The 19864-nt window shown below is 46.6% G+C and carries 19 protein-coding genes and 6 pseudogenes; 20 read left to right on the top strand and 5 right to left on the bottom strand.

Annotated features, from left to right (window positions below; all coding sequences use genetic code 11):
• Window positions 1-4: 4 nt before the first annotated feature.
• Window positions 5-67: pseudogene (locus tag A5N84_RS13140) on the bottom strand (hypothetical protein); the annotation flags it as partial.
• On the bottom strand, window positions 64-1302 hold the full coding sequence (locus A5N84_RS00485) for a LysM peptidoglycan-binding domain-containing protein (protein ID WP_233119774.1): 1239 nt from the start codon (window positions 1300-1302) through the stop codon (window positions 64-66). The gene A5N84_RS00485 and the pseudogene A5N84_RS13140, both read right to left, overlap by 4 nt.
• Before the next feature lie 135 nt (window positions 1303-1437).
• Here A5N84_RS00485 and def point away from each other — a divergent pair, with 135 nt between their 5' ends.
• The 20 genes and pseudogenes from def to mscL all read left to right on the top strand — a co-directional run bounded on the left by def (window position 1438) and on the right by mscL (window position 17705).
• Complete coding sequence (def, locus tag A5N84_RS00480) at window positions 1438-1974, top strand: peptide deformylase (RefSeq protein WP_072280852.1); 537 nt, start codon at window positions 1438-1440, stop codon at window positions 1972-1974.
• 4 nt (window positions 1975-1978) lie between these two features.
• Window positions 1979-2925: pseudogene (fmt, locus tag A5N84_RS00475) on the top strand (methionyl-tRNA formyltransferase).
• The gene (gene rsmB / locus A5N84_RS00470) at window positions 2922-4184 is read left to right on the top strand and encodes a 16S rRNA (cytosine(967)-C(5))-methyltransferase RsmB (RefSeq protein ID WP_072280851.1); all 1263 of its coding nucleotides are present in this window, start codon (window positions 2922-2924) and stop codon (window positions 4182-4184) included. The pseudogene fmt and the gene rsmB overlap by 4 nt, the downstream one beginning before the upstream one ends.
• Window positions 4185-4186: 2 nt before the next feature.
• On the top strand, window positions 4187-4732 hold the full coding sequence (locus A5N84_RS00465) for a DUF4390 domain-containing protein (RefSeq protein ID WP_072280850.1): 546 nt from the start codon (window positions 4187-4189) through the stop codon (window positions 4730-4732).
• Window positions 4714-6366 (top strand): annotated as a pseudogene (locus A5N84_RS00460) (HAMP domain-containing protein); the annotation flags it as partial. The gene A5N84_RS00465 and the pseudogene A5N84_RS00460, both read left to right, overlap by 19 nt.
• A 215-nt stretch (window positions 6367-6581) precedes the next feature.
• Complete coding sequence (locus A5N84_RS13135; RefSeq protein WP_408633824.1) at window positions 6582-6878, top strand: ATP-binding protein; 297 nt, start codon at window positions 6582-6584, stop codon at window positions 6876-6878.
• A gap of 89 nt (window positions 6879-6967) precedes the next feature.
• Window positions 6968-7744: a sigma-54-dependent transcriptional regulator gene (locus tag A5N84_RS11100; RefSeq protein WP_233119772.1), complete on the top strand. Its 777-nt coding sequence runs from the start codon at window positions 6968-6970 to the stop codon at window positions 7742-7744.
• The gene (locus tag A5N84_RS11095; RefSeq protein ID WP_456300050.1) at window positions 7699-8250 is read left to right on the top strand and encodes an AAA-type ATPase lid domain-containing protein; all 552 of its coding nucleotides are present in this window, start codon (window positions 7699-7701) and stop codon (window positions 8248-8250) included. The genes A5N84_RS11100 and A5N84_RS11095 overlap by 46 nt, the downstream gene beginning before the upstream one ends.
• A gap of 115 nt (window positions 8251-8365) precedes the next feature.
• Complete coding sequence (rplU, locus tag A5N84_RS00450; RefSeq protein ID WP_072280848.1) at window positions 8366-8698, top strand: 50S ribosomal protein L21; 333 nt, start codon at window positions 8366-8368, stop codon at window positions 8696-8698.
• Between the two features lie 13 nt (window positions 8699-8711).
• The gene (gene rpmA, locus A5N84_RS00445) at window positions 8712-8975 is read left to right on the top strand and encodes a 50S ribosomal protein L27 (RefSeq protein ID WP_072280847.1); all 264 of its coding nucleotides are present in this window, start codon (window positions 8712-8714) and stop codon (window positions 8973-8975) included.
• Between the two features lie 92 nt (window positions 8976-9067).
• Window positions 9068-10101, top strand: a pseudogene (gene cgtA, locus A5N84_RS00440) (Obg family GTPase CgtA).
• The gene (proB, locus tag A5N84_RS00435) at window positions 10091-11254 is read left to right on the top strand and encodes a glutamate 5-kinase (RefSeq protein ID WP_072280846.1); all 1164 of its coding nucleotides are present in this window, start codon (window positions 10091-10093) and stop codon (window positions 11252-11254) included. Before cgtA ends, proB begins: the two are co-directional and overlap by 11 nt.
• A gap of 94 nt (window positions 11255-11348) precedes the next feature.
• A pseudogene (thrS, locus tag A5N84_RS12985) lies at window positions 11349-13256 on the top strand (threonine--tRNA ligase).
• Window positions 13257-13278: 22 nt separating this feature from the next.
• Window positions 13279-13797: a translation initiation factor IF-3 gene (gene infC / locus A5N84_RS00425; RefSeq protein ID WP_143324760.1), complete on the top strand. Its 519-nt coding sequence runs from the start codon at window positions 13279-13281 to the stop codon at window positions 13795-13797.
• Window positions 13798-13904: 107 nt separating this feature from the next.
• On the top strand, window positions 13905-14093 hold the full coding sequence (gene rpmI / locus A5N84_RS00420) for a 50S ribosomal protein L35 (RefSeq protein WP_072280844.1): 189 nt from the start codon (window positions 13905-13907) through the stop codon (window positions 14091-14093).
• A gap of 10 nt (window positions 14094-14103) precedes the next feature.
• Window positions 14104-14457 (top strand): 50S ribosomal protein L20, encoded by a 354-nt coding sequence (rplT, locus tag A5N84_RS00415; RefSeq protein ID WP_072280843.1) that lies wholly within the window; start codon window positions 14104-14106, stop codon window positions 14455-14457.
• Between the two features lie 164 nt (window positions 14458-14621).
• A complete protein-coding gene (gene pdxK / locus A5N84_RS00410) occupies window positions 14622-15455 on the top strand; it encodes a pyridoxine/pyridoxal/pyridoxamine kinase (RefSeq protein ID WP_072280842.1) in 834 nt (277 codons plus the stop codon).
• Window positions 15456-15894: 439 nt separating this feature from the next.
• A pseudogene (locus A5N84_RS00405) lies at window positions 15895-16757 on the top strand (D-amino-acid transaminase).
• On the top strand, window positions 16754-17212 hold the full coding sequence (locus A5N84_RS00400) for a DNA polymerase III subunit chi (protein WP_332882097.1): 459 nt from the start codon (window positions 16754-16756) through the stop codon (window positions 17210-17212). Before A5N84_RS00405 ends, A5N84_RS00400 begins: the two are co-directional and overlap by 4 nt.
• Window positions 17213-17294: 82 nt before the next feature.
• Window positions 17295-17705 (top strand): large conductance mechanosensitive channel protein MscL, encoded by a 411-nt coding sequence (mscL, locus tag A5N84_RS00395; protein WP_072280841.1) that lies wholly within the window; start codon window positions 17295-17297, stop codon window positions 17703-17705.
• A gap of 139 nt (window positions 17706-17844) precedes the next feature.
• Here mscL and A5N84_RS12285 read toward each other — a convergent pair whose 3' ends face one another.
• Genes A5N84_RS12285 through A5N84_RS00380 form a run of 3 tightly spaced genes read right to left on the bottom strand, consistent with a single transcriptional unit; the run spans window position 17845 to window position 19808 of the window.
• Complete coding sequence (locus A5N84_RS12285; protein WP_072280840.1) at window positions 17845-18807, bottom strand: FKBP-type peptidyl-prolyl cis-trans isomerase; 963 nt, start codon at window positions 18805-18807, stop codon at window positions 17845-17847.
• A gap of 42 nt (window positions 18808-18849) precedes the next feature.
• Window positions 18850-19359, bottom strand: a complete 510-nt coding sequence (locus A5N84_RS00385) for a hypothetical protein (RefSeq protein WP_072280839.1) — start codon at window positions 19357-19359, stop codon at window positions 18850-18852.
• A complete protein-coding gene (locus tag A5N84_RS00380; protein WP_072280838.1) occupies window positions 19359-19808 on the bottom strand; it encodes a universal stress protein in 450 nt (149 codons plus the stop codon). The genes A5N84_RS00385 and A5N84_RS00380 overlap by 1 nt, the downstream gene beginning before the upstream one ends.
• Window positions 19809-19864 lie beyond the last annotated feature (56 nt).

The following is a 19864-nucleotide window of genomic DNA, read 5'->3' as shown; positions in this document are numbered from 1 at the left end:
AAGTTTTTACCCCGACTCTTGGTGCCCGCCAAAGCGAACACCAAGCCTCTAAATCCTGTTCATTCAAGGGCGGACAAGATAATCAGTTTCATAAATTTCTTGTGAAGAATCCAGCACAAATGCCAAACTCACATCATTGTAAACACGATAAATCATTAAATAACCAATATCTTTATCAGGTGTTTGCAAGATTTGACCATTAATCACCCGCGTTGGACCAGGACGCGCAATTTTCCACACATCTCCAGGGCGCGCATTATTATCTGCACCAAAGCTGGTAATGATGGTGTCAAATTCTTTAATTGCTAAAGTTGAATTGTTTGTCTTCTTGACAATATAACCACGATTACAATAGGCAGAGGGTAATTGAGGGAAATATTGCATTATTTCATCACGAGCATCTACAGGCACAATAACATCGCCTTCGCGCATATCACGCACAACCTCAATTGGATTTAAAATGCTTAAATCATTTGCCAAATCATGTTTTTCCAATCCCGCCTTGCCGATGTAATCCATCTGATACCCAATAGGCTTTCTATCAGGGTCATAGGCATAAGGCGAAGGTTGGTTATATTTTTCCAAATCAAAAATTGGTTGTGCAACTCGATAAATATCAAAATATTGCCCTTCTAATTGCGTCAGCCCTTTTGCATAAATTTCATGTTGCATTGATAAGGTTAAATAATCTCCTGCATCACCATAAATAAACGGCAAATCCTTAATGGCTTCTGGTGCATAAATTTTTGTTTTCATCAAATGCGGACGAATGGTTGCATGTGCAATACTAATTGGACCATCAGCCAACGACTGCTCACGTACATGCGGTGAATACTTCACAACAGGCAAATCACTGCCACCGCGCGCAGACACCCTCCCTTTACGCGCTTGACCCTCTTTAGTAATAGACACATATTTTTGCCCATCAATTGCAACCACACTCAACACATCCCCAGGATAAATTAAATGCGGATTCTTGATTTGCGGATTATCATGCCAAATCTGCTTCCAATACCATGGTTTTGCCAAGAATTTTTTAGAAATATCCCACAGCGTATCGCCTTTTTTCACCACATACTGCATAGGGAAATGATCGCCAAAAATCTCATCATGATTCGTAACAGCTGGCATTTGTTCAGCCATCTGCTGTCTATTTTCTTGACCTATCGTGCCATCAAATGGCAAACATTGCTCACTAGGACGCTGACGATTAGCATCTAAGAAAGCTTCTTTTGGCGACGTACATCCCGCCAAAACCGTCACCAAAGCCACACTCAATCCATGTATTGGGTTTATCTTCACGATTACGACTCCTTTAAATCAAATCATTAGGTTGCATCAAATTGCATTTAATCCATACTCTTGTTTGCGTATAATAACCACTTTACAGGTCATTGCCTATACATTGCGTCTAAACTTTTTAAGGAATCCTGCATTATGAATACATACTCCATCTTAATTCATCCAGACAAACGGCTGCGCACTGTCGCCAAAGCGGTTACTCAATTTGACGACACCTTAAAAACTATTATTAGCACAATGTACGATACAATGTATTCTGCGCGTGGCATCGGACTGGCAGCCACCCAAGTTAATATCCACCAGCGTCTTATCGTTATGGATGTTCCCAAAACTCTAGACGATACCGCCCCCTCTAGCGCCTCGGACAAACTCACCCTAATAAACCCTGAAATTATTGCCCAAAGTGATGAACAGAAATCCCATCAAGAGGGGTGTCTTTCTATTCCTGAGCAATTTGCCGAAGTAACGCGTCCTTCCGATATTAGCATTCGCTATCAAGATGTTGATGGACAAACACATCAATTAGACGCAGACGGGCTACTCGCTGTGTGCATTCAACACGAAATCGACCATCTAAACGGCATCTTATTTATCGACCACCTCTCGCGCTTAAAACGCCAAAGTCTCGAGAAAAAACTGCAAAAACACCTCAAACAACAAAACGAACAATAATCTTATGCACAACACCCCTGCCACTTTATGGTTTGCTGGCACCCCAGAATTTGCCGCCTATAGCCTAGCGCAACTTTGCCAACATCCAGAGTATCGCGTTACAGGCGTACTCACCCAACCTGACCGCCCAGCAGGACGCGGACAAAAGCTCCAACAAAGCGCCGTTAAACAAACCGCCCAGCAATACAACCTCCCTTTCATTCAACCCCAACGCCTCACACCAGAGCTCTCCCTCTTTGACCACACACCCGACCTGATTATCGTTGCCGCTTATGGACTACTCCTTCCCAGCTGGTTTTTACAACTTCCCCGATTAGGTTGCATCAACATTCACGCCTCTCTTCTCCCGCGCTGGCGCGGTGCAGCACCCATTCAGCGCGCCATCGCCGCAGGAGATACCCAAAGCGGTATCAGCATCATGCAAATGGATGAAGGACTAGATACAGGCGATATCTGGTTACAACAATCTTGTAGCATCACCCCCACCACAACAGCAGAAACTCTACACAACCAACTCATGCATCTAGGCGCACAAACCCTTCTCCAAGCGCTGCCACACATTCTCGCGCAAACAAACACCCCAACCCCACAAGACAATACCCAAGCCACCTACGCCCACAAACTCAGCAAAGCCGAAGCAGCCATCAACTGGCAACACAGCGCCACCACAATTGAACGCCACATCCGCGCTTATAACCCTACCCCGTCGCGCATAGCGCCCTAGAGACACAAAACTGGCGCATCTTTAGCGCCCAAGCACTTCCCAACAATCCAAACACCAGTCCTGCAGAAGTAGGCACCATCCTTGCCCATCATCAACACGGCATTGACGTCCAAACTGGAGAAGGCATTTTACGCTTACAACACATTCAACTGGCAGGCAAAACCAAATGCCACGCCGCCGACCTACGACACGGACACCATCTAACAGGCCTGAGATTTAACCCATGAACATCACCGCACGCCAAGCCGCCCTAACCACCCTCCTAGAAGTCATCGACAAAAAACGCTCCCTAGCGGTTTTAATCGAACCCAGCAAAAAAAACATCCGCCCTACCGACCTCGCCCTTTATCAAGCCCTAGTTTATGGCACCCTCCGCGAAATGCGCGCCCTTAGCCATATTCGAGACAGCATGCTAGACAAACCGCTAAATCAAGACCCAACCGCAGGACTTATTCTAAACCTCGGACTCTACCAACTATTGCGCATGGCCCTAGGCGACCACGGCGTTATCAACGAAACCGTCCGCCTAGCCGAACACAACGGCAACGCGCGCGCCAAAGGACTGATTAATGCCATTTTACGACGCACCCAACGCGAACGCGACTATTGGACAGAACAACTCAATCACAACACACACCGCAACGTCCCTGATTGGGTGGCGCGCCACTACAAAACCGCCCTCCCACAAATCGGACAAGCCTACAGCCAAGCGCCCCCTTTAACCATCCGCCTCCATCCAGCCCATCAGCGCGATCAATGGCTTACCCATCACCCTGACGCCCGCAAAAACCCCCTGCATCCCCAAGCCATCACCCTAAACAGCGGACTTAAAGTACAAGACATTTACGGCTTTAACGACGGCATCGTCTCCATACAAGATGCCGCTGCACAAATCGCCGCCAGCCTCTTAGCGCCTAAAGAAGGTGAGCGCATCCTAGACGCCTGCGCAGCACCTGGTGGAAAAACAGGGCATCTTCTCGAACTTACTCCCAACATTCACCTTGACGCGCTCGACCATGACCCAGCACGATTAAAAAAAGTCCGCGACAACCTCACCCGCCTCAAAGCCCAAGCCCAACTCATTAGCGCCGATGCCAGCCAGATCAGCCAGTGGTATCAAAACACCCCCTATGACGCCATCCTCCTAGATGCACCCTGCTCAGGCAGCGGCGTCATTCGACGCCATCCTGATATCAGCTGGTTGCGCACCGAAGACGACCTCAAACGCCTTCCCAAAACACAAATGCGCCTGCTCACCAGCCTCTGGCGCACCCTCAAACCCAACGGACGCCTCCTCTACACCACCTGCTCCCTACAACCACGCGAAAACCAACTACTCATCGAACAATTTCTCGGCAAACACCCCAACGCCCGCCTGCAACCGCTCACCCTCCCCCACGCCCAAGACACAGGTTTTGGACACCTCCGCCTTCCCGATAACGACGGCGACGGCTTTTTTTACGCCCTACTCAGCAAAACCCTCTAACCATGCTTACTAACCCATTGCCTCTTCTTCCCCTACTCCTAGCGCTATTATTTACCTCTCTAGGACATAGCGCCCCCATCACCATCACCGATGGCAAATGCCACCTACAAAACCACCGCCTACACCTCACCCTCACCACCAACATCAACCTCCCAAGCGACCCCCTAACCGCACTCAAAAGCGGACTTGCCCTTTATTTTTACTACCAAATTGAAATCGAACAAACCCGCCCATGGCTTAACCACACCACCAACCACCTCTACCCCATCCGCCTACATTACAACCCCATTGCCCAAACCTTCGTCTTCAACACCGCCAACAACCCCAAAACCAAAAGCCAACCCTCACTAGAACAAACCCTAAAAACCATCGGCACCCTTCAATCCCTTTCCATACTCACTCTCGATTCCAACACCACCGCCCTACGCTTAAAAGTCCGTTTTCGTTTAGACCCCCAACGACTCCCAGCCGCCCTACAAATTAGCGCCCTAAACGACAGCGACTGGCAACTCTCAAGCAAGTGGTGGACATGTCAGCTCGCCGCCTAGGATTTAAACGCATAGCGTGGAGTCTCATCGCGGGACTCACCATCATTTTAGCCACCCTCATAGCGCTATACCAACTCAGCTACGCCGCCACCCACCCACAAAGCACCGCCAAATACTACATCCCCCTAATCATCATTGCCGTACTCGGACTCACCGCCTTAACAGGCGTTATCGTCTGGCAAATCATCGCCCTACTCAAACACCTCAGCCGGCAGCGCAGCGGACTACGCCTTACCCTCTCCTTTGCCCTCTCCATGCTCACCGCCACCCTTCTCCCTATCAGCATCATTGCCTTTTTTTCTTGGCAATTTTTATCCTACAACCTTGGGCAAACCTTCAACAGTCGCGTCTCTGGTGCTCTAAACGACGCCCTACAACTCACCCGCACCGCCATCACCATGCGCGCCAAAGATGCACTGGACGACACCCGCAGCCTCGCCCAACTCATCGCCCCCATGACCTACGGCGAACTAGTAGACAACATCGAAGGCATGCGCCGCAACACAGGCGCTTTAGAAATTGCCGTTTTTGACCAACAAGGCAACATCGTCGCCTTCGCCCACCAAAACCTCGACATCATGACCATCGAACCACCCAACGCTGAAACCCTCATCCGCGTCAATCAAGAGCAAGAATATTTTGAATTTGCCAGCTACAACGACCAATACATCATCCGCGCCCTAAGCGACATCAACAAACTCGGACGCGACCCCTTCTACCTACAAACCGTCTACGCCATGCCCGAAGCCTTCAACTCCCTAGCCAGCTCCGTCCGCGAAAGCTACCAACAACATCAACGATTTAACTACCTACAACCCCATATCACCGTCTCCCTTATTCTTGTTCTCACCCTCATACTCCTACTAACTATCCTCATTGCGCTATGGATTAGCATCCTTTTTGGCGAACACATGACCCGCCCCCTACGCATCCTCATGCACGCCACGCGCAAAGTTGCCGACGGCGATTTTAGCGGACACATCAACGGACTACCCAACAACGACCTTGGCAAACTTGGGGAACAATTTAACACCATGACCCAAACCCTCAAAAACGCCCAAGAAAATAACGCCCACGCCCAACAGCAACTCGCCCAACAAAAAGCACACCTTGAAACCATCATGGACAACCTCACCTCAGGCGTTATCACCCTAGACCACCAAGGACAACTGCAAAGCCACAACCAAAACGCAGGAAAAATCCTAGACCTCACCCTTGGACAAAAACACCACCACTACCAACCCCACGCCCACACCAACGACAGCCACCTAAGCGACAGCTACGAAGAACTCCTCCACGCCCTCGCCCCCCACCTCAACACCTACAGCAATTGGCAACAAGAAGTAACCCTCAACCGCTTTGGCAGCCGCAAAGTTCTCATGTGCCACGGCAGCCGCCTCCCCGACACCTACAAACGCAACCGCGACGGACACGTCATCGTCTTTGACGACATCACCACCTACCTCCAACACCAACGCAACGCCGCTTGGGAAGAAGTCGCCCGCCGCCTCGCTCACGAAATCAAAAACCCCCTCACCCCCATCCGCCTACAAAGCGAACGCCTACAACACAAACTCCACAACCGCCTACAAGATTCAAACGACCAACACATCCTCAGCCGCGCCACCCAAACCATCATCAACCAAGTTGACGCCCTAAAAGACATCGTCAGCGATTTTAGCCACCTTGCCAAAACCATCGAACTGCGACGCGCGCCCCTAAATCTCAACGCCCTTTTAGAAGAACTCAGCGAACTCTACCCCCACACCCCACTCACCCTAAACCTCCAACCCAACCTCCCCAGCCTAAACGCCGACGCCACCCAACTGCGTCAAGTCTACACAACCTCATCAAAAACGCCATCGAAGCCACCGAAACCCAAGCCAACCCCACCATCATCCTCACCACCCAAAACCAACCCCACCAAATCCTACTCACCATTGAAGACAACGGCACAGGCTTTATTGACCTTAACAAAGACCCCTTTGAACCCTATGTTACTGGCAAGAAAAAAGGCACAGGACTCGGCCTTGCCATCGTCAAAAAAATCATCCTCGAACACCACGGCAACATCCAAGCAGGCCACAGCACCACCCTAGAGGGTGCTAAAATAAGCCTCACCCTCCCTCTAAATCCACCCACTTAGGAGTGCCCTCATGACTCAAACCAACGCCACCCTCCTTATCGTAGATGACGAACAAAGCATTCTTGACTCCCTAGAAGACATCCTAAGCGATGAAGGCTACCGCATTCACACCGCCAATAACGCCGAAAGCGCCCACCAGCACTATCAAACCCACCACCCGACTTATCCTCCTAGACATCTGGATGCCAGACACCGACGGCATCAGCCTCCTACGCCAATGGCAAAACGAACACCAACTCCCCCCGCCCGTTATCATGATGTCAGGACACGGCACCATAGAAACCGCCGTCGAAGCCACCAAACTCGGCGCCTACGACTTCCTTGAAAAACCACTCTCCACCGCCAAACTCATGCTCACCATCGAGCGCGCCCTACAAAAACACGACCTACAAAAACAAAACGAAGCCCTCAAAGCACAAATCAACCCCCCCGCACAAATTATTGGCAAAAGCCAACACAGCCAACAACTGCGCCAAAGCGCACAAATCCTTGCCGAACAAGACCTCCCACTTCTCATCACAGGCAATGCAGGGGTTGGCAAACAACATCTTGCCAAATACATCCATCAACACAGCGCACGCGCCAACGCCCCATTTATCAGCGCCAATTTTGCTGCCATGGAAGCCAGCGACATCCTGCCCACACTCATTGGCAACGACAAACGCAGCGGACTCATTGCCCAAGCCAACGGCGGCACACTTTACCTTGACGAGCTCAGCGTCTTAAAAAACGACATCCAAGAAATCCTCCTAAACCTCCTCGAACATCAAGATTATTATCAAGCGATGGCAGCGGTAAACACAAAGTCAACGTCCGCACCATTGCCGCCTCGCGCCTCCCCCTACATCTACTCAAAGAACGCCTAGACAGCCGACTCTTTGACCGCCTAACCATTGCCAACCTCACCATTTCACCCCTAAAAGACCACAGCGAAGACCTCCCAGAGCTTCTCGACCACTTCAGCCAATATTTTGCCGACTATGAACAAATGACCTACCGCCATTTCAGCCTTGCCGCGCAAAACGCCCTACGCCAACACCACTGGTCAGGCAATATCCGCGAAGTCAGAAACCTAGTCCAACGCCTCCTCATCGCCAGCGACAACCCAGAAATTGACGCCAAAGAAGCCAAACAAGCCCTTACCCCCACCAACAGCCCCCAACAAGACAACCTATGGTCGCAAATAATCCCCAAAGATCTCTCCCTCAGAGAAGCGCGCGAAGTCTTTGAACATCAATATCTACTCGAACAATTTCGCCACTGCAACGGCAACATCGCCCAACTTGCTGGCAGAGTTGGCATGGACCGCACCAACCTTTATCGCAAGCTACGAAGCCTTGGCATTGACCCCACCGAAAAACCCAACCCATAAAACCAACCACACAATAAAACCCCGTTAAACTATTGTCTTATCTTAAAAACACAGGTATCATAGCGCGCTTTTGTAAAACAAGGCGCACTCGCGTCAACTTCTTGGAGTAGAAATTATGTTCGCAGTTATTGAAACTGGCGGTAAGCAATACAAAGTCAAACCTGGTCAACGTCTACGCGTCGAAACCCTTGCAGGTGAAGCAGGCGACAGCATCGCATTTGACAAAGTTTTACTCATTGCCGCCGATGACACCAACGTCGCCGTAGGCGCCCCTTACTTAGACGGCAAAACCGTAAGTGCAACTATCGCCGAACACGGTCGCCATAAAAAAGTAAAAATCCTCAAATTCCGTCGTCGCAAACACTCGATGAAACAACAAGGACATCGTCAAAACTACACCGAAGTTGTCATCGACGCCATCGACGGACAAAACCAACAAGCAAAATAATTAGGAGCATACAATGGCACACAAGAAAGCAGGCGGTTCCAGCCGTAACGGTCGTGATTCAGAGTCTAAACGTTTAGGCGTTAAGCGTTTTGGCGGTGAACTTGTCAATGCAGGCAGCATTATCGTTCGCCAACGTGGCACCCCATTTAATGCTGGTGAAAATGTTGGCATTGGTCGCGACCATACTCTTTTCGCCAAAGCAGCAGGAAAAGTAGTTTTTTCTATTCGTGGCGCAAAAAAACGCAAATATGTAAGCATCGAACCAGTTGAAGCTTAAATCGCGCTCAAATCTAATAAAAACCCTACTCCTAGCGTAGGGTTTTTTATCTGTGCCATATAATCATTTATCCCCATCCCATCGGAGAAAACATGAAATTTGTTGATGAAGCAGTCATTTACGTCCGCGCAGGAAAAGGTGGCAACGGTGTGGTTAGCTTTCGCCGTGAAAAATATGTTGAATTTGGTGGACCCGATGGAGGCGATGGGGGCGATGGGGGTAGCGTCTATTTACGCGCCATAGAAGGCACAAACACCCTCGCTGATTTTCGCTTTGAACGCAGTTTCAAGCCGAAAGTGGCAAACCCGGCGAAGGACGTAACAAACGCGGACGCAGCGGCGAAGACCTCTACATCAATGTCCCGATCGGCACGCAAGTTTTTGTTGAACAAACAAACGAACTCATAGGCGACCTTACTGAAGAAGGCGACACCCTCCTAGTCGCTCAGGGCGGTTTCCACGGACTGGGCAACACGCGCTACAAAAGCTCCACCAATCGCGCTCCACGTCAAAGCAAACCAGGCACTGCAGGCGAAGAACGCTACCTTCGCCTTGAGCTAAAGTTGCTTGCAGACGTGGGATTATTGGGATTGCCTAATGCAGGAAAATCCACCCTCATTAGTCGAGTTTCTGCTGCTAAACCCAAAATTGCTGATTACCCCTTTACCACGCTTTATCCTAATCTTGGAGTGGTGCGCGTTGGCATGCTACAAAGTTTTGTCATGGCAGACATTCCAGGACTTATTGAAGGTGCTGCAGAAGGTGCAGGGCTTGGACATCAATTCTTAAAACATCTTTCACGCACCCGCCTACTATTACATCTAATTGACTGCTCAAATATGAGTGATTCGCAAAATCCCATACAAGATTTTCATCAAGTCAGTCGTGAGCTTGAAAAATACGACCAACAATTTGCCAACATGCCACGTTGGCTGGTGCTAAACAAAATGGACACTCTAGCTGAAGAAGAGCGCCAAGAGCGCGCACAACAAATCATCGACGAACTCAACTGGCAAGACCCTGTTTATAGCATCTCCGCTGAAACCGCTATGGGCACAGACACCCTAATGAAAGACATCATGCAAACCCTAGAACAACTTGATTACGACAGTCGCAATGCTTTCTAACACAACCGCCAACGCCCAGCACTACCGCCAACAACTTCCACACGTTAACCGCTGGGTTATTAAAATTGGCAGCGCCATGCTCACTCAAAATGGACAAGGCATAGACCCAAAAGTTTTAAGCCAATGGGCGGGACAAATCGCAACATTGCAACGCGCCAACAAACAAGTACTACTCGTCTCCTCAGGCGCCATCGCCATTGGCATGGGACAACTCAACTGGCACACCCGCCCCACCGAACTCAGCCAACTTCAAACCGCTGCTGCTGTTGGACAAATGCAACTCTCTCACGCTTGGCAAGAAGCTTTTGCCACCCATGGCATTCGTATCGCCCAAGTCCTACTCACCCACGACGATGCCGCAGACCGCCAACGCTACCTCAACATCCGCTCAAGCTTGCAAACCATGTGCCAACTTAACATCATTCCCGTTATCAACGAAAATGACACCGTCTCCTACGCTGAAATCCGCTTTGGCGATAACGATAATCTTGGCGCAATGGTTGCCAACGTCGTCAGCGCAGGCGCTTATCTCATCTTAACCGACCAACAAGGGTTATACGATAAAAACCCCCGCCAACACAGCGACGCCCAACTCATTCCCACCGCCTATGCACACGACCCCGCCTTACTTGATATCGCCGATTCAAAAGGAAGCGCACTCGGTAGCGGTGGCATGCTTACCAAAATCCTTGCCGCGCAAAAAGCCGCGCACTCAGGCACCCACACCCTTCTCGCATCAGGCGCACAACCTGATATCATCACCCGCCTAAGTCAAGGTGAGCCCATCGGCACCCTCCTGATTGCCCACAACTCCCCGCAACAAGCGCGCAAACAATGGCTTGGCAGTCAATTACAAATTGCTGGACAACTCTGGCTTGACCAAGGCGCAAGCCAAGCACTCATCAGCGCACAAAAAAGCCTTCTCCCCGTTGGCGTTACGCAAATTAGCGGAAACTTTGCACGGGGTGAACTCGTTGCCTGCCTCAATCCCCAAGGCAAAGAAATTGCCCGCGGACTCATCAACTACGACGCCCAAGAAACCCAACAGCTGATAGGCAAACATTCCCACGAACTCACCCAACTCCTAATCCACGGCGATACCCTCATACATCGCGACAACCTCATCCTAACGCCAAATGCCGCGCACTTGTAATCTAACGCATAAGCGCTAAAATAGCGCGCCTTGCCTAACTAACTGATAACCTCATTTGGCGTGTGGTAAGCGTCAACACTGAAAAGGAGCAATTATGGTCGCCATCACCCTACCCGACGGCAGTCAAAAACAATTCAATAAACCCACAAATGGCGCAGAAATCGCCGCCAGTATTGGTGAAGGACTGGCAAAAGCCGCCATCGCCATTCGCGTCAATGACCGCCTACAAGATTTAAGCGACCCCATTGAGGAAGACGCCAGCATTGCCATTATCACCGCGCGCGATGAAGAAGGATTAGAAATTATCCGCCACTCTTGCGCCCATCTACTCGGGCACGCCCTAAAACAACTCTGGCCAGAAGCTAAAATGGTCATCGGGCCAGTTATAGAAAACGGTTTTTATTACGACATCGCCAGTGAACATCGCTTCAATCCAGACGACCTTGAACAATTAGAGCAACGCATGCACGAACTAGCGCAAACTGGCTACCGCGTAGAAAAAGTTTGGACGCCTGTCGAACAAGCCAAAACCCAATTCCAGAAACGCGGTGAAGACTATAAAGTCCGCCTAATTGAAGATTTTGATAACGACATTCAAACCGTCGGACTTTATCACCATCAAGAATATCTCGATATGTGTCGTGGGCCTCATGTTCCAATATGGGACATATAAAAGCCTTCAAACTCAATAAATTAGCTGGCTCTTACTGGCGCGGAGATGCCACCTCTGACCCCTTACAGCGTATTTATGGCGTCGCTTTTCGTGATAAGAAAGCCTCAATGCCTATCTAGAACAAATGGCAGAAGCCGAAAAGCGCGACCACCGCAAAATCGGCAAACAACTAGATTTATTCCACTTCCAAGAAGAAGCACCTGGCATGGTCTTTTGGCATAGCAAAGGTTGGACAATTTTCCGCCTTGTTGAAGATTATATGCGCCAAAAACTCCGCCAACACGGTTATGAAGAAGTCATGGCACCGCAAATCATCGACCGCAGTCTCTGGGAGCGCTCAGGGCACTGGGATAAATTTGGCAACAACATGTTCACCACCCATATCGATGAACATGATTACGCCATTAAACCAATGAACTGCCCAGGACATATCCAAATCTTCAATCAAGGTCTTAAAAGCTATCGCGAGCTCCCCATCCGCATGGCAGAGTTTGGCGTTGTGCATCGCAACGAGCCTCAGGCACCCTACACGGTCTGATGCGCGCGCGTCGCTTTGTGCAAGACGACGCCCACGTATTTTGCAGTCGTGCACAAATGAAACAAGAAATCATCGCCTGCAATAATATGGTTTTTGAAATCTATAAAGATTTTGGCTTTAATGATATTGAAATTGCCCTTTCAACCCGCCCAGAGAAACGTGTAGGAGAAGACAGCCTTTGGGATGAAGCAGAAAATGCCCTCAAAGAAGCACTCGAAGAACAAGGGTTAACCTTCACCCTCCAACCTGGCGAAGGCGCGTTCTACGGCCCTAAAATTGAATTTACCCTCAAAGACTCTATCGGACGTCGCTGGCAATGTGGCACTGTGCAATTAGATTTCTCTATGCCTGGACGACTAGGCGCACAATACATTGATGAAAAAGGCGAAAAACAAACGCCTGTCATGATTCATCGCGCAATATTAGGCTCACTAGAGCGCTTTATCGGCATGCTGATAGAACAATATGCAGGTTGGTTGCCTGTATGGCTTGCCCCAATCCAAGCAGTTGTTATGCCCATCACCGACAAACAATCAGATTATGTTAGTGAGGTTTATCAAAAACTCCTTGAAAATAATATTCGCTGTGAAAAAGATTTGCGCAATGAAAAAATTAGCTATAAAATCCGCGAGCACACCTTACAACGCATCCCCTATTTATTAGTAGCTGGCGAGCGTGAAAAGGAGCAAAATACACTGTCTGTACGCACCCGAGAAGGTAAAGAACTCGGCGTCTTATCTATAGACGATACAATCAAGACAATTATTGAGCGCGTAAAGACCAAAAATTAAGTCAAATTGTAGGAGATTAGCAATAGCTAAGCAAAACGAGACACGGGTAAACGAAGAGATTACCGAAAAAGAAATTCGTCTGATAGATGCCGATGGCGAACAACGCGGCGTCGTATCAGTTGAAGAGGCTTTAGAAATTGCCTATGAGCAGGGATTAGATTTAGTCGAAGTTGCAGGCAACGCCACACCAGTGGTTTGTCGAATTATGGACTATGGCAAATTCCGCTTTGAGCAACAGAAAAAGCAACAAGAAGCACGCAAAAATCAAAAGCGTATTCAAGTTAAAGAGGTCAAATTCCGTCCAAGCACGGATGAAGGAGACTACCAGGTCAAACTACGCAACCTGAACCGTTTCTTAAATGATGGTGATAAAATCAAAATTACCGTTCGTTTTCGCGGACGTGAGATGGCTCACCAAGACCTCGGGCGTGCGTTACTTGACCGCATCGAAGCTGACTTATCACAGGCAGCTGTGGTTGAGCAAAAAGCAAGTATGGAAGGACGCCAGATGGTTATGGTCATGGCGCCAACCAAAAAGTAGCACGCCTAAGTAAGCCAGTATTTTTATACTGACTTACTCTATTACATACGTCAATCTTGTATTGGCGGTTATTTTAACCATGGCAACTACACAATGCGGAGTTTATTATGCCTAAAATGAAAACACACCGAGGGGCTGCAAAGCGCTTCAAAAAAACCAAAAATGGATACAAACGTGCACACTCACATTTGCGCCATATCCTAACCAAAAAATCGACTAAACGTAAACGTAATTTACGTGGCACGACAATGGTTCACGATAGTGACCAAAAAGCAGTTAAGCAAATGATTGGTTAAGGAGTAAAAAATGGCACGAGTAAAAAGAGGCGTTACAGCTAGAGCGCGTCATAAAAAAGTATTAAAAGCAGCAAAAGGTTATTACAACGCAAGACGCAAAGTCTTCCGCGTGGCCAATCAAGCGGTTATTAAAGCTGGGCAGTATGCTTATCGCGACCGTCGCAACCGTAAGCGTCAATTCCGTCAATTATGGATTATCCGTATCAACGCTGCCGCGCGTTTACACGGTCTATCTTATAGTCGTTTTATTAATGGTTTGAAAAAAGCCAATATCGCTATTGACCGTAAAATGTTGGCAGAATTAGCAGTTTATAATAAGTCTGTCTTCCAAAGCTTGGCTGAAAAAGCCAAAGCTGCTTTATAAGATTGCATATAATTTTGTAATCCAAGCGACCGCTTTTAAGCGGTCGTTTTTTTATCTTTTTTATCTTTTTATCTTTTTATCTTTTTATCTTCAAAAGATATGATAGCTGCTAATAATATGTTATAAATAACATTATCTCAACCAACACCTATTTTAGGAGCGCTATGAAAAATAATCAGCATTTACAACAACCACTTGCCATTGATGTGATCAGTATTCAATCTCAAGTGATTTATGGCTGTGTGGGCAACAGCGCCGCTATCCCTACTTTAGAACAACGCGGCTTTACAGTGGCTGGTGTTCCAACAGTTTTGCTTTCTAATACCCCTTTATATCCAACGATGTATGGTGGTGTTATTAGTGATGAATGGTTTAGTGGCTATCTGCAAGGATTAGAAGAAAGACAAGCTTTAAAACAAGCCCGCGCAATTATTTTGGGCTATTTAGGCAGTCCTTCTCAAGCACGTATCCTGACTCAATGGTTAGGGAAAATACGCCAAAATTATCCTGACATTGCTATATTTATTGATCCTGTTATGGGCGATATTGATGTTGGTTTGTATGTTGACAAAGGTTTGGCACTTGAATATCGCGAGCATTTATGTGCTCTAGCTACTGGACTAACGCCCAATCATTTTGAGCTTGAGTTTTTGCTTGATTGTAAAATTCATACCACTGAAGAAGCTAAAGAAGCGGCAAAATCGCTACTTAATACTCAAACGCAATGGGTCATTGCCACTAGCGCGGTTGAAAGTGAATGGATAGAAGGGACGATGCAATATATTGTCGCTACCCATGAAGGCACAGTTGTCAAATCGCATCCCTACTATCACACGGACGCTAAAGGCACTGGCGATACTTTTATGGCATCAGTGATTGCTAATTTGCTTTCTGGATTAGACGTTTATCAAGCGGCTGAGCAAGCCTCTCAGCGCGTGATGGAGGTTATTATGCGCACGCGCCAAGCCGAGGTAAACGAATTAATTTTAATCGACTAAATCAAAGCATCCTTGCACTATTAAAATTATCACCCTTTCCAAATAGATTTGAATTTTAAAATCTATTTGGAAAATTCCTCATACTTTATACAAACTCCATTATTGAGTTAATTGTATCGTTAAGTACCAAAGCTTCTGTAATTTATTTTGATAGGTTCATAATAAGCTTTCCGAATAACGGTTAAGGCATAGTTTTTTATCTTGCGTTTGCACGTATTTATTCCGTCTCCGTTTATTTGCTCTTTTTTTTGACTTTAGCAATGCTTTTTTCTTGTTTTGTTGCGTAATCTGTTGGATTTAAATAAAAATAACAGGTGCACTATTGGCGTAACTTTGTTGCGTAATGCTAGAGATTTTTTAGACAAAGGTATACTATACAAACCCAATATGCGCTAGTTCATACTAACGCTATTATTAACCCCATATCTTAGGAATTCGTATGCAAAATCACTCTCGCACCGTCTATGTTAATGGACAGTATTTACCCGAACACGATGCCACTATCTCCATTTTTGACCGTGGTTTTTTAATGGCGGATGCTGTTTATGAAGTTATCGCCGTATTTAAAGGACAACTTCTTGATGCAAAAGCCATATTCGTCGCTTGGCTCGCTCTTTAGGGGAGCTAAATATTACTTTTCCCAAGGAAGATTTTTTAAAAATTTGCCAAGAACTTATCAAAAAAAACACCCTAGAAGAGGGGATGATTTATTTACAAGTTACCCGTGGCAACGCTGAGCGTGATTTTACCTTTTCTCTAGACCTAACCCCCAATATTGTTGCTTTTACGCAAACGCGCGATATTGCCAATGACCCTATGGTGCGCAAAGGATTACGTGTAATGACGCAACCTGATATCCGTTGGCTTAGACGTGATATTAAAACCACTCAATTACTGGCGCAATCTATGGCAAAAATGGTTGCCAAAGATGCTGGTTTTGATGATGCGTGGCTAGTCGATGATTTAGGGTATATTACCGAAGGAAGCTCCAGCAATGCCGCAATTATTCGTGGCAACCGCCTAATCACCCGCAACGCTAACCATGAAATTTTAGACGGTATTACTCGCCATGGGTTATTTAAAGCCATTGAAAAAGTAGGGCTAACTCTAGTGGAACGTAAATTCACTCCCGAAGAGGCAAAGCAAGCTGATGCAGCATTAATGACCGCCTCTACCGCACTCATTACGCCTGTGGTTAATATCGACGGGCAAGATATCGGCACAGGCAAACCTGCTTTTCTCGTACTTGCCTTGCGCCGTAGCTATCTTGAAATTATTACTCAGACCCGCCATTCATTGTGATAAATTCCAATACAGCGCGCCCTCTGGTGCGCTTTTATCTTTACCAACATAAAAATGACCCGTATTTGCGCCTTCAATTTGCCTGCAAACTAGTCGAAAAAGCACAAAATCTTAACCAGCGCGTAGCCATTTTATGCGCTGATAAGAATCAAAGTACCGAGCTTAACCACCAACTTTGGGCATTTAAACCCGAAAGTTTCATCCCACACTGTTTAAGTGAATTTGCCCAACAACATGAAGATACTACCGCTATTCTTTATACTGCACCTGAGCGGATTCACCAAGCCGATATTATTATCAATCTAAGCCTAGAGCCACAAGTCGATATTCCCAAAAGGAGTCAACGCATCTTTGAAATTATTATTCAAGAGCCTAATGTTCTTAACGCCACTCGCAAACGTTATCAACATTATCAAAAACTCAATCTCCAACCTGAACTCTATCCACTAGATTAAATACTTTTTTATCAACAGCAAAGAATTACAACACACTCCCAATTTAATCTATAATGCGTGACCTTAAAAAACAGGAGTGCATATGTTATCTGGATTTAAAAATTTTATTGCGCGCGGTAATGTAGTTGATTTAGCTGTTGGTGTTGTCATGGGTGCGGCTTTTAGTTCCGTAGTAAATGGATTAGTAGAAAGTTTTATAAATCCGCTGATTGCTGTGATGGTTGGCGAACCAAATTTTGACAATATCGCCTTTACTTTTAACGGCACACTCTTCCCTATTGGGCAATTTATCACCGCCACAGTGAAATTTTTCTTAATTGCCATCGCTGTTTATTTGTTTGTCGTCACACCTATGAATAAACTCACAGAAGCGCTTAAAAGCGAAGATGAAAATAAAAAAGTTGAACCGCCTGAAAATATCGCCCTATTGCGTGAAATCCGCGATCAACTCAAAACCCTAAATAACCGCCCCCCTTCTCAGCGCAATTTATAATCAAGAGATGTAAGGATTATTTAAGCCTATATGACTTTTAGCAACTTTATTGATTTAACCCCTATGTAATATCAATATAAAAAACCCCCATAACTTCACACGCTATGGGGGTTTTGGTTGGGACTCTTAAATAAAACGCTTATTGTGTCGCGTTATCACCCATTTTGTCTAATGCTGGTTGCTTAGGTGTTGCATCACCTTGTTTAGAAGCATCTAACTTAATTTGTTGAGCCTCTTCACCTACTTGCTCCATCGCACGTTGCTCTTCCACAGTTACAGTAGATTCAGGTGTTGGAACTGCTTTAGTCTCTTTAACGATTTCTTTTGCATGATTGCTCGCCATATCTGCATTGGCTTTTGCCTCTTCAATCGTCGCCTGCGCTTGTTGAGCAAAATCACTATTGCCGACCTCATCGACAATTTCTAATAATGTAACATCAAAAATCAAAGTAGAATTGGGCGGAATATTCCCTAAATCTGCCTCACCATAAGCCAATTCCGCGGGAATAAACAAGCGATATTTTGAACCGACTGGCATTAATTGCAATGCTTCAGCCCATCCACTGATAACCTCGCCTACATAAAACGTTACTGGCTCACCGCGCTCAATAGAGCTATCAAATACTGTGCCATCAATCAAACGCCCTTCATAATCAGCCTTAACCTCTGAATCTACAGATGGTTTTCTGCCTTCGCCTTCTTCTACCACTAAATATTGCAAACCAGAGTCAGTCGTTACCACGCCTTCTTTTTTAGCGTTTGCGGCTAAGAACTCCTCACCTGCTTTAAGATTTTCAATTTTTAATTTTTCTTGACGATTCTGCATTTCTTCCATACGCTTTTCAGCAAAATTACGCATAGCAGTTTCCATTTCTTCAGGAGATAAGGACAATTCATTTTGCTCATAAGCATCGCGCAACCCCACTATTAAAGCATTAAAATCAATACTTTCACTTGCATCATCGCCCATAAAACCTTGAACAGTTATCCCCATCTCAGCGCCAATTGTATAGCCAACCCGCTCTGCTTCACTTTTTAATTCATAAGCACTTGCACTGCTCATTGCTGCCATTACTGCTGCCGTTAATAATATTTTTTTCATCGAAAAACTCCTTAAAATTAAAGTAAATACAAACAATTAGCCTCAGTATGCCATAGGATTATCCAACGTACATTTAAGGTTGTTAACCTTATCATCCACATCAATAATCTCAGCATTTAGCAACCACTGCCGAGCATCCGCCGCATCACCTGACAACCATGCACGCACATCCCCCTCGCGGTAACTATATCCCCATGCCGTCATATCTTCTAACATCCGCTCACGTCCCATCTCCACCAGCTCATCTGCTAATAAAATCTGCAAATAATTGACCGCGCATTCTTCCATCACACTGCCTTTAGCGTCTGTATGCACTGTTTTTTTACGCTTGTCATCCATACAAATCCAATGGCATGCCTCATGCAATGCCGAGTGAACTGGCGTATCCGCGCGCACATATAAATTATTTGCAATCAATCCAGCCTCAGGCTCCCCCCAATAACTTCCCGCAATAGGCTCACCTTTTTTAACAAACTGCACCTGCAAACCAAAACGCGCCAGTAAATCTGCCAGCGCTTTTGCATTAATCTCACCAATTAACAACACTGACATTAAACCGGCGCACCTAATTTTACAACCAACACATCACAATTAACCGCTGGCAATACATCATCTGCGGTAGCACCCAATAAAGCCGCCAAACCATGACGCGTATGTCGACCAATAATTAACAAATCTGGCGCATTAGACTCCACATAATCTAAAATCCCCCGCCGCGTTGATAACGCGGTTTCAATATAAACCGCATCGGTTGTGATGGCAAAACGCGTTAACAGCGCATCAATTTTCCCACGCGCTTGCTGAACTAATTCTGATTCATCGCTTGCAGGCACAATCGGCACGATTTCATAACCTGCCGTTAAAATCGATTCCTGCACCACATGCAAAATACTTAATTTAATTTTTTCCCCTAACTCCATCATTAACTTTGCTTTTTCAAAAAGCTGGTCACTATCCTCGCGCAAATCTGTAACCAACAATACATGTTTATAATCAGCCATGATATTCTTCCTCTTTTTTCGCGTTAGAGGCAAAAGTCTACCACACTAGCGCCAAA

Source organism: Rappaport israeli, assembly GCF_001888055.1.
Taxonomy (GTDB): Bacteria; Pseudomonadota; Gammaproteobacteria; order Cardiobacteriales; family Cardiobacteriaceae; genus Rappaport; species Rappaport israeli.
The sequence above is the reverse complement of the archived record's forward strand: the minus strand, read 5'-3'. Positions and strand labels throughout refer to the sequence as shown.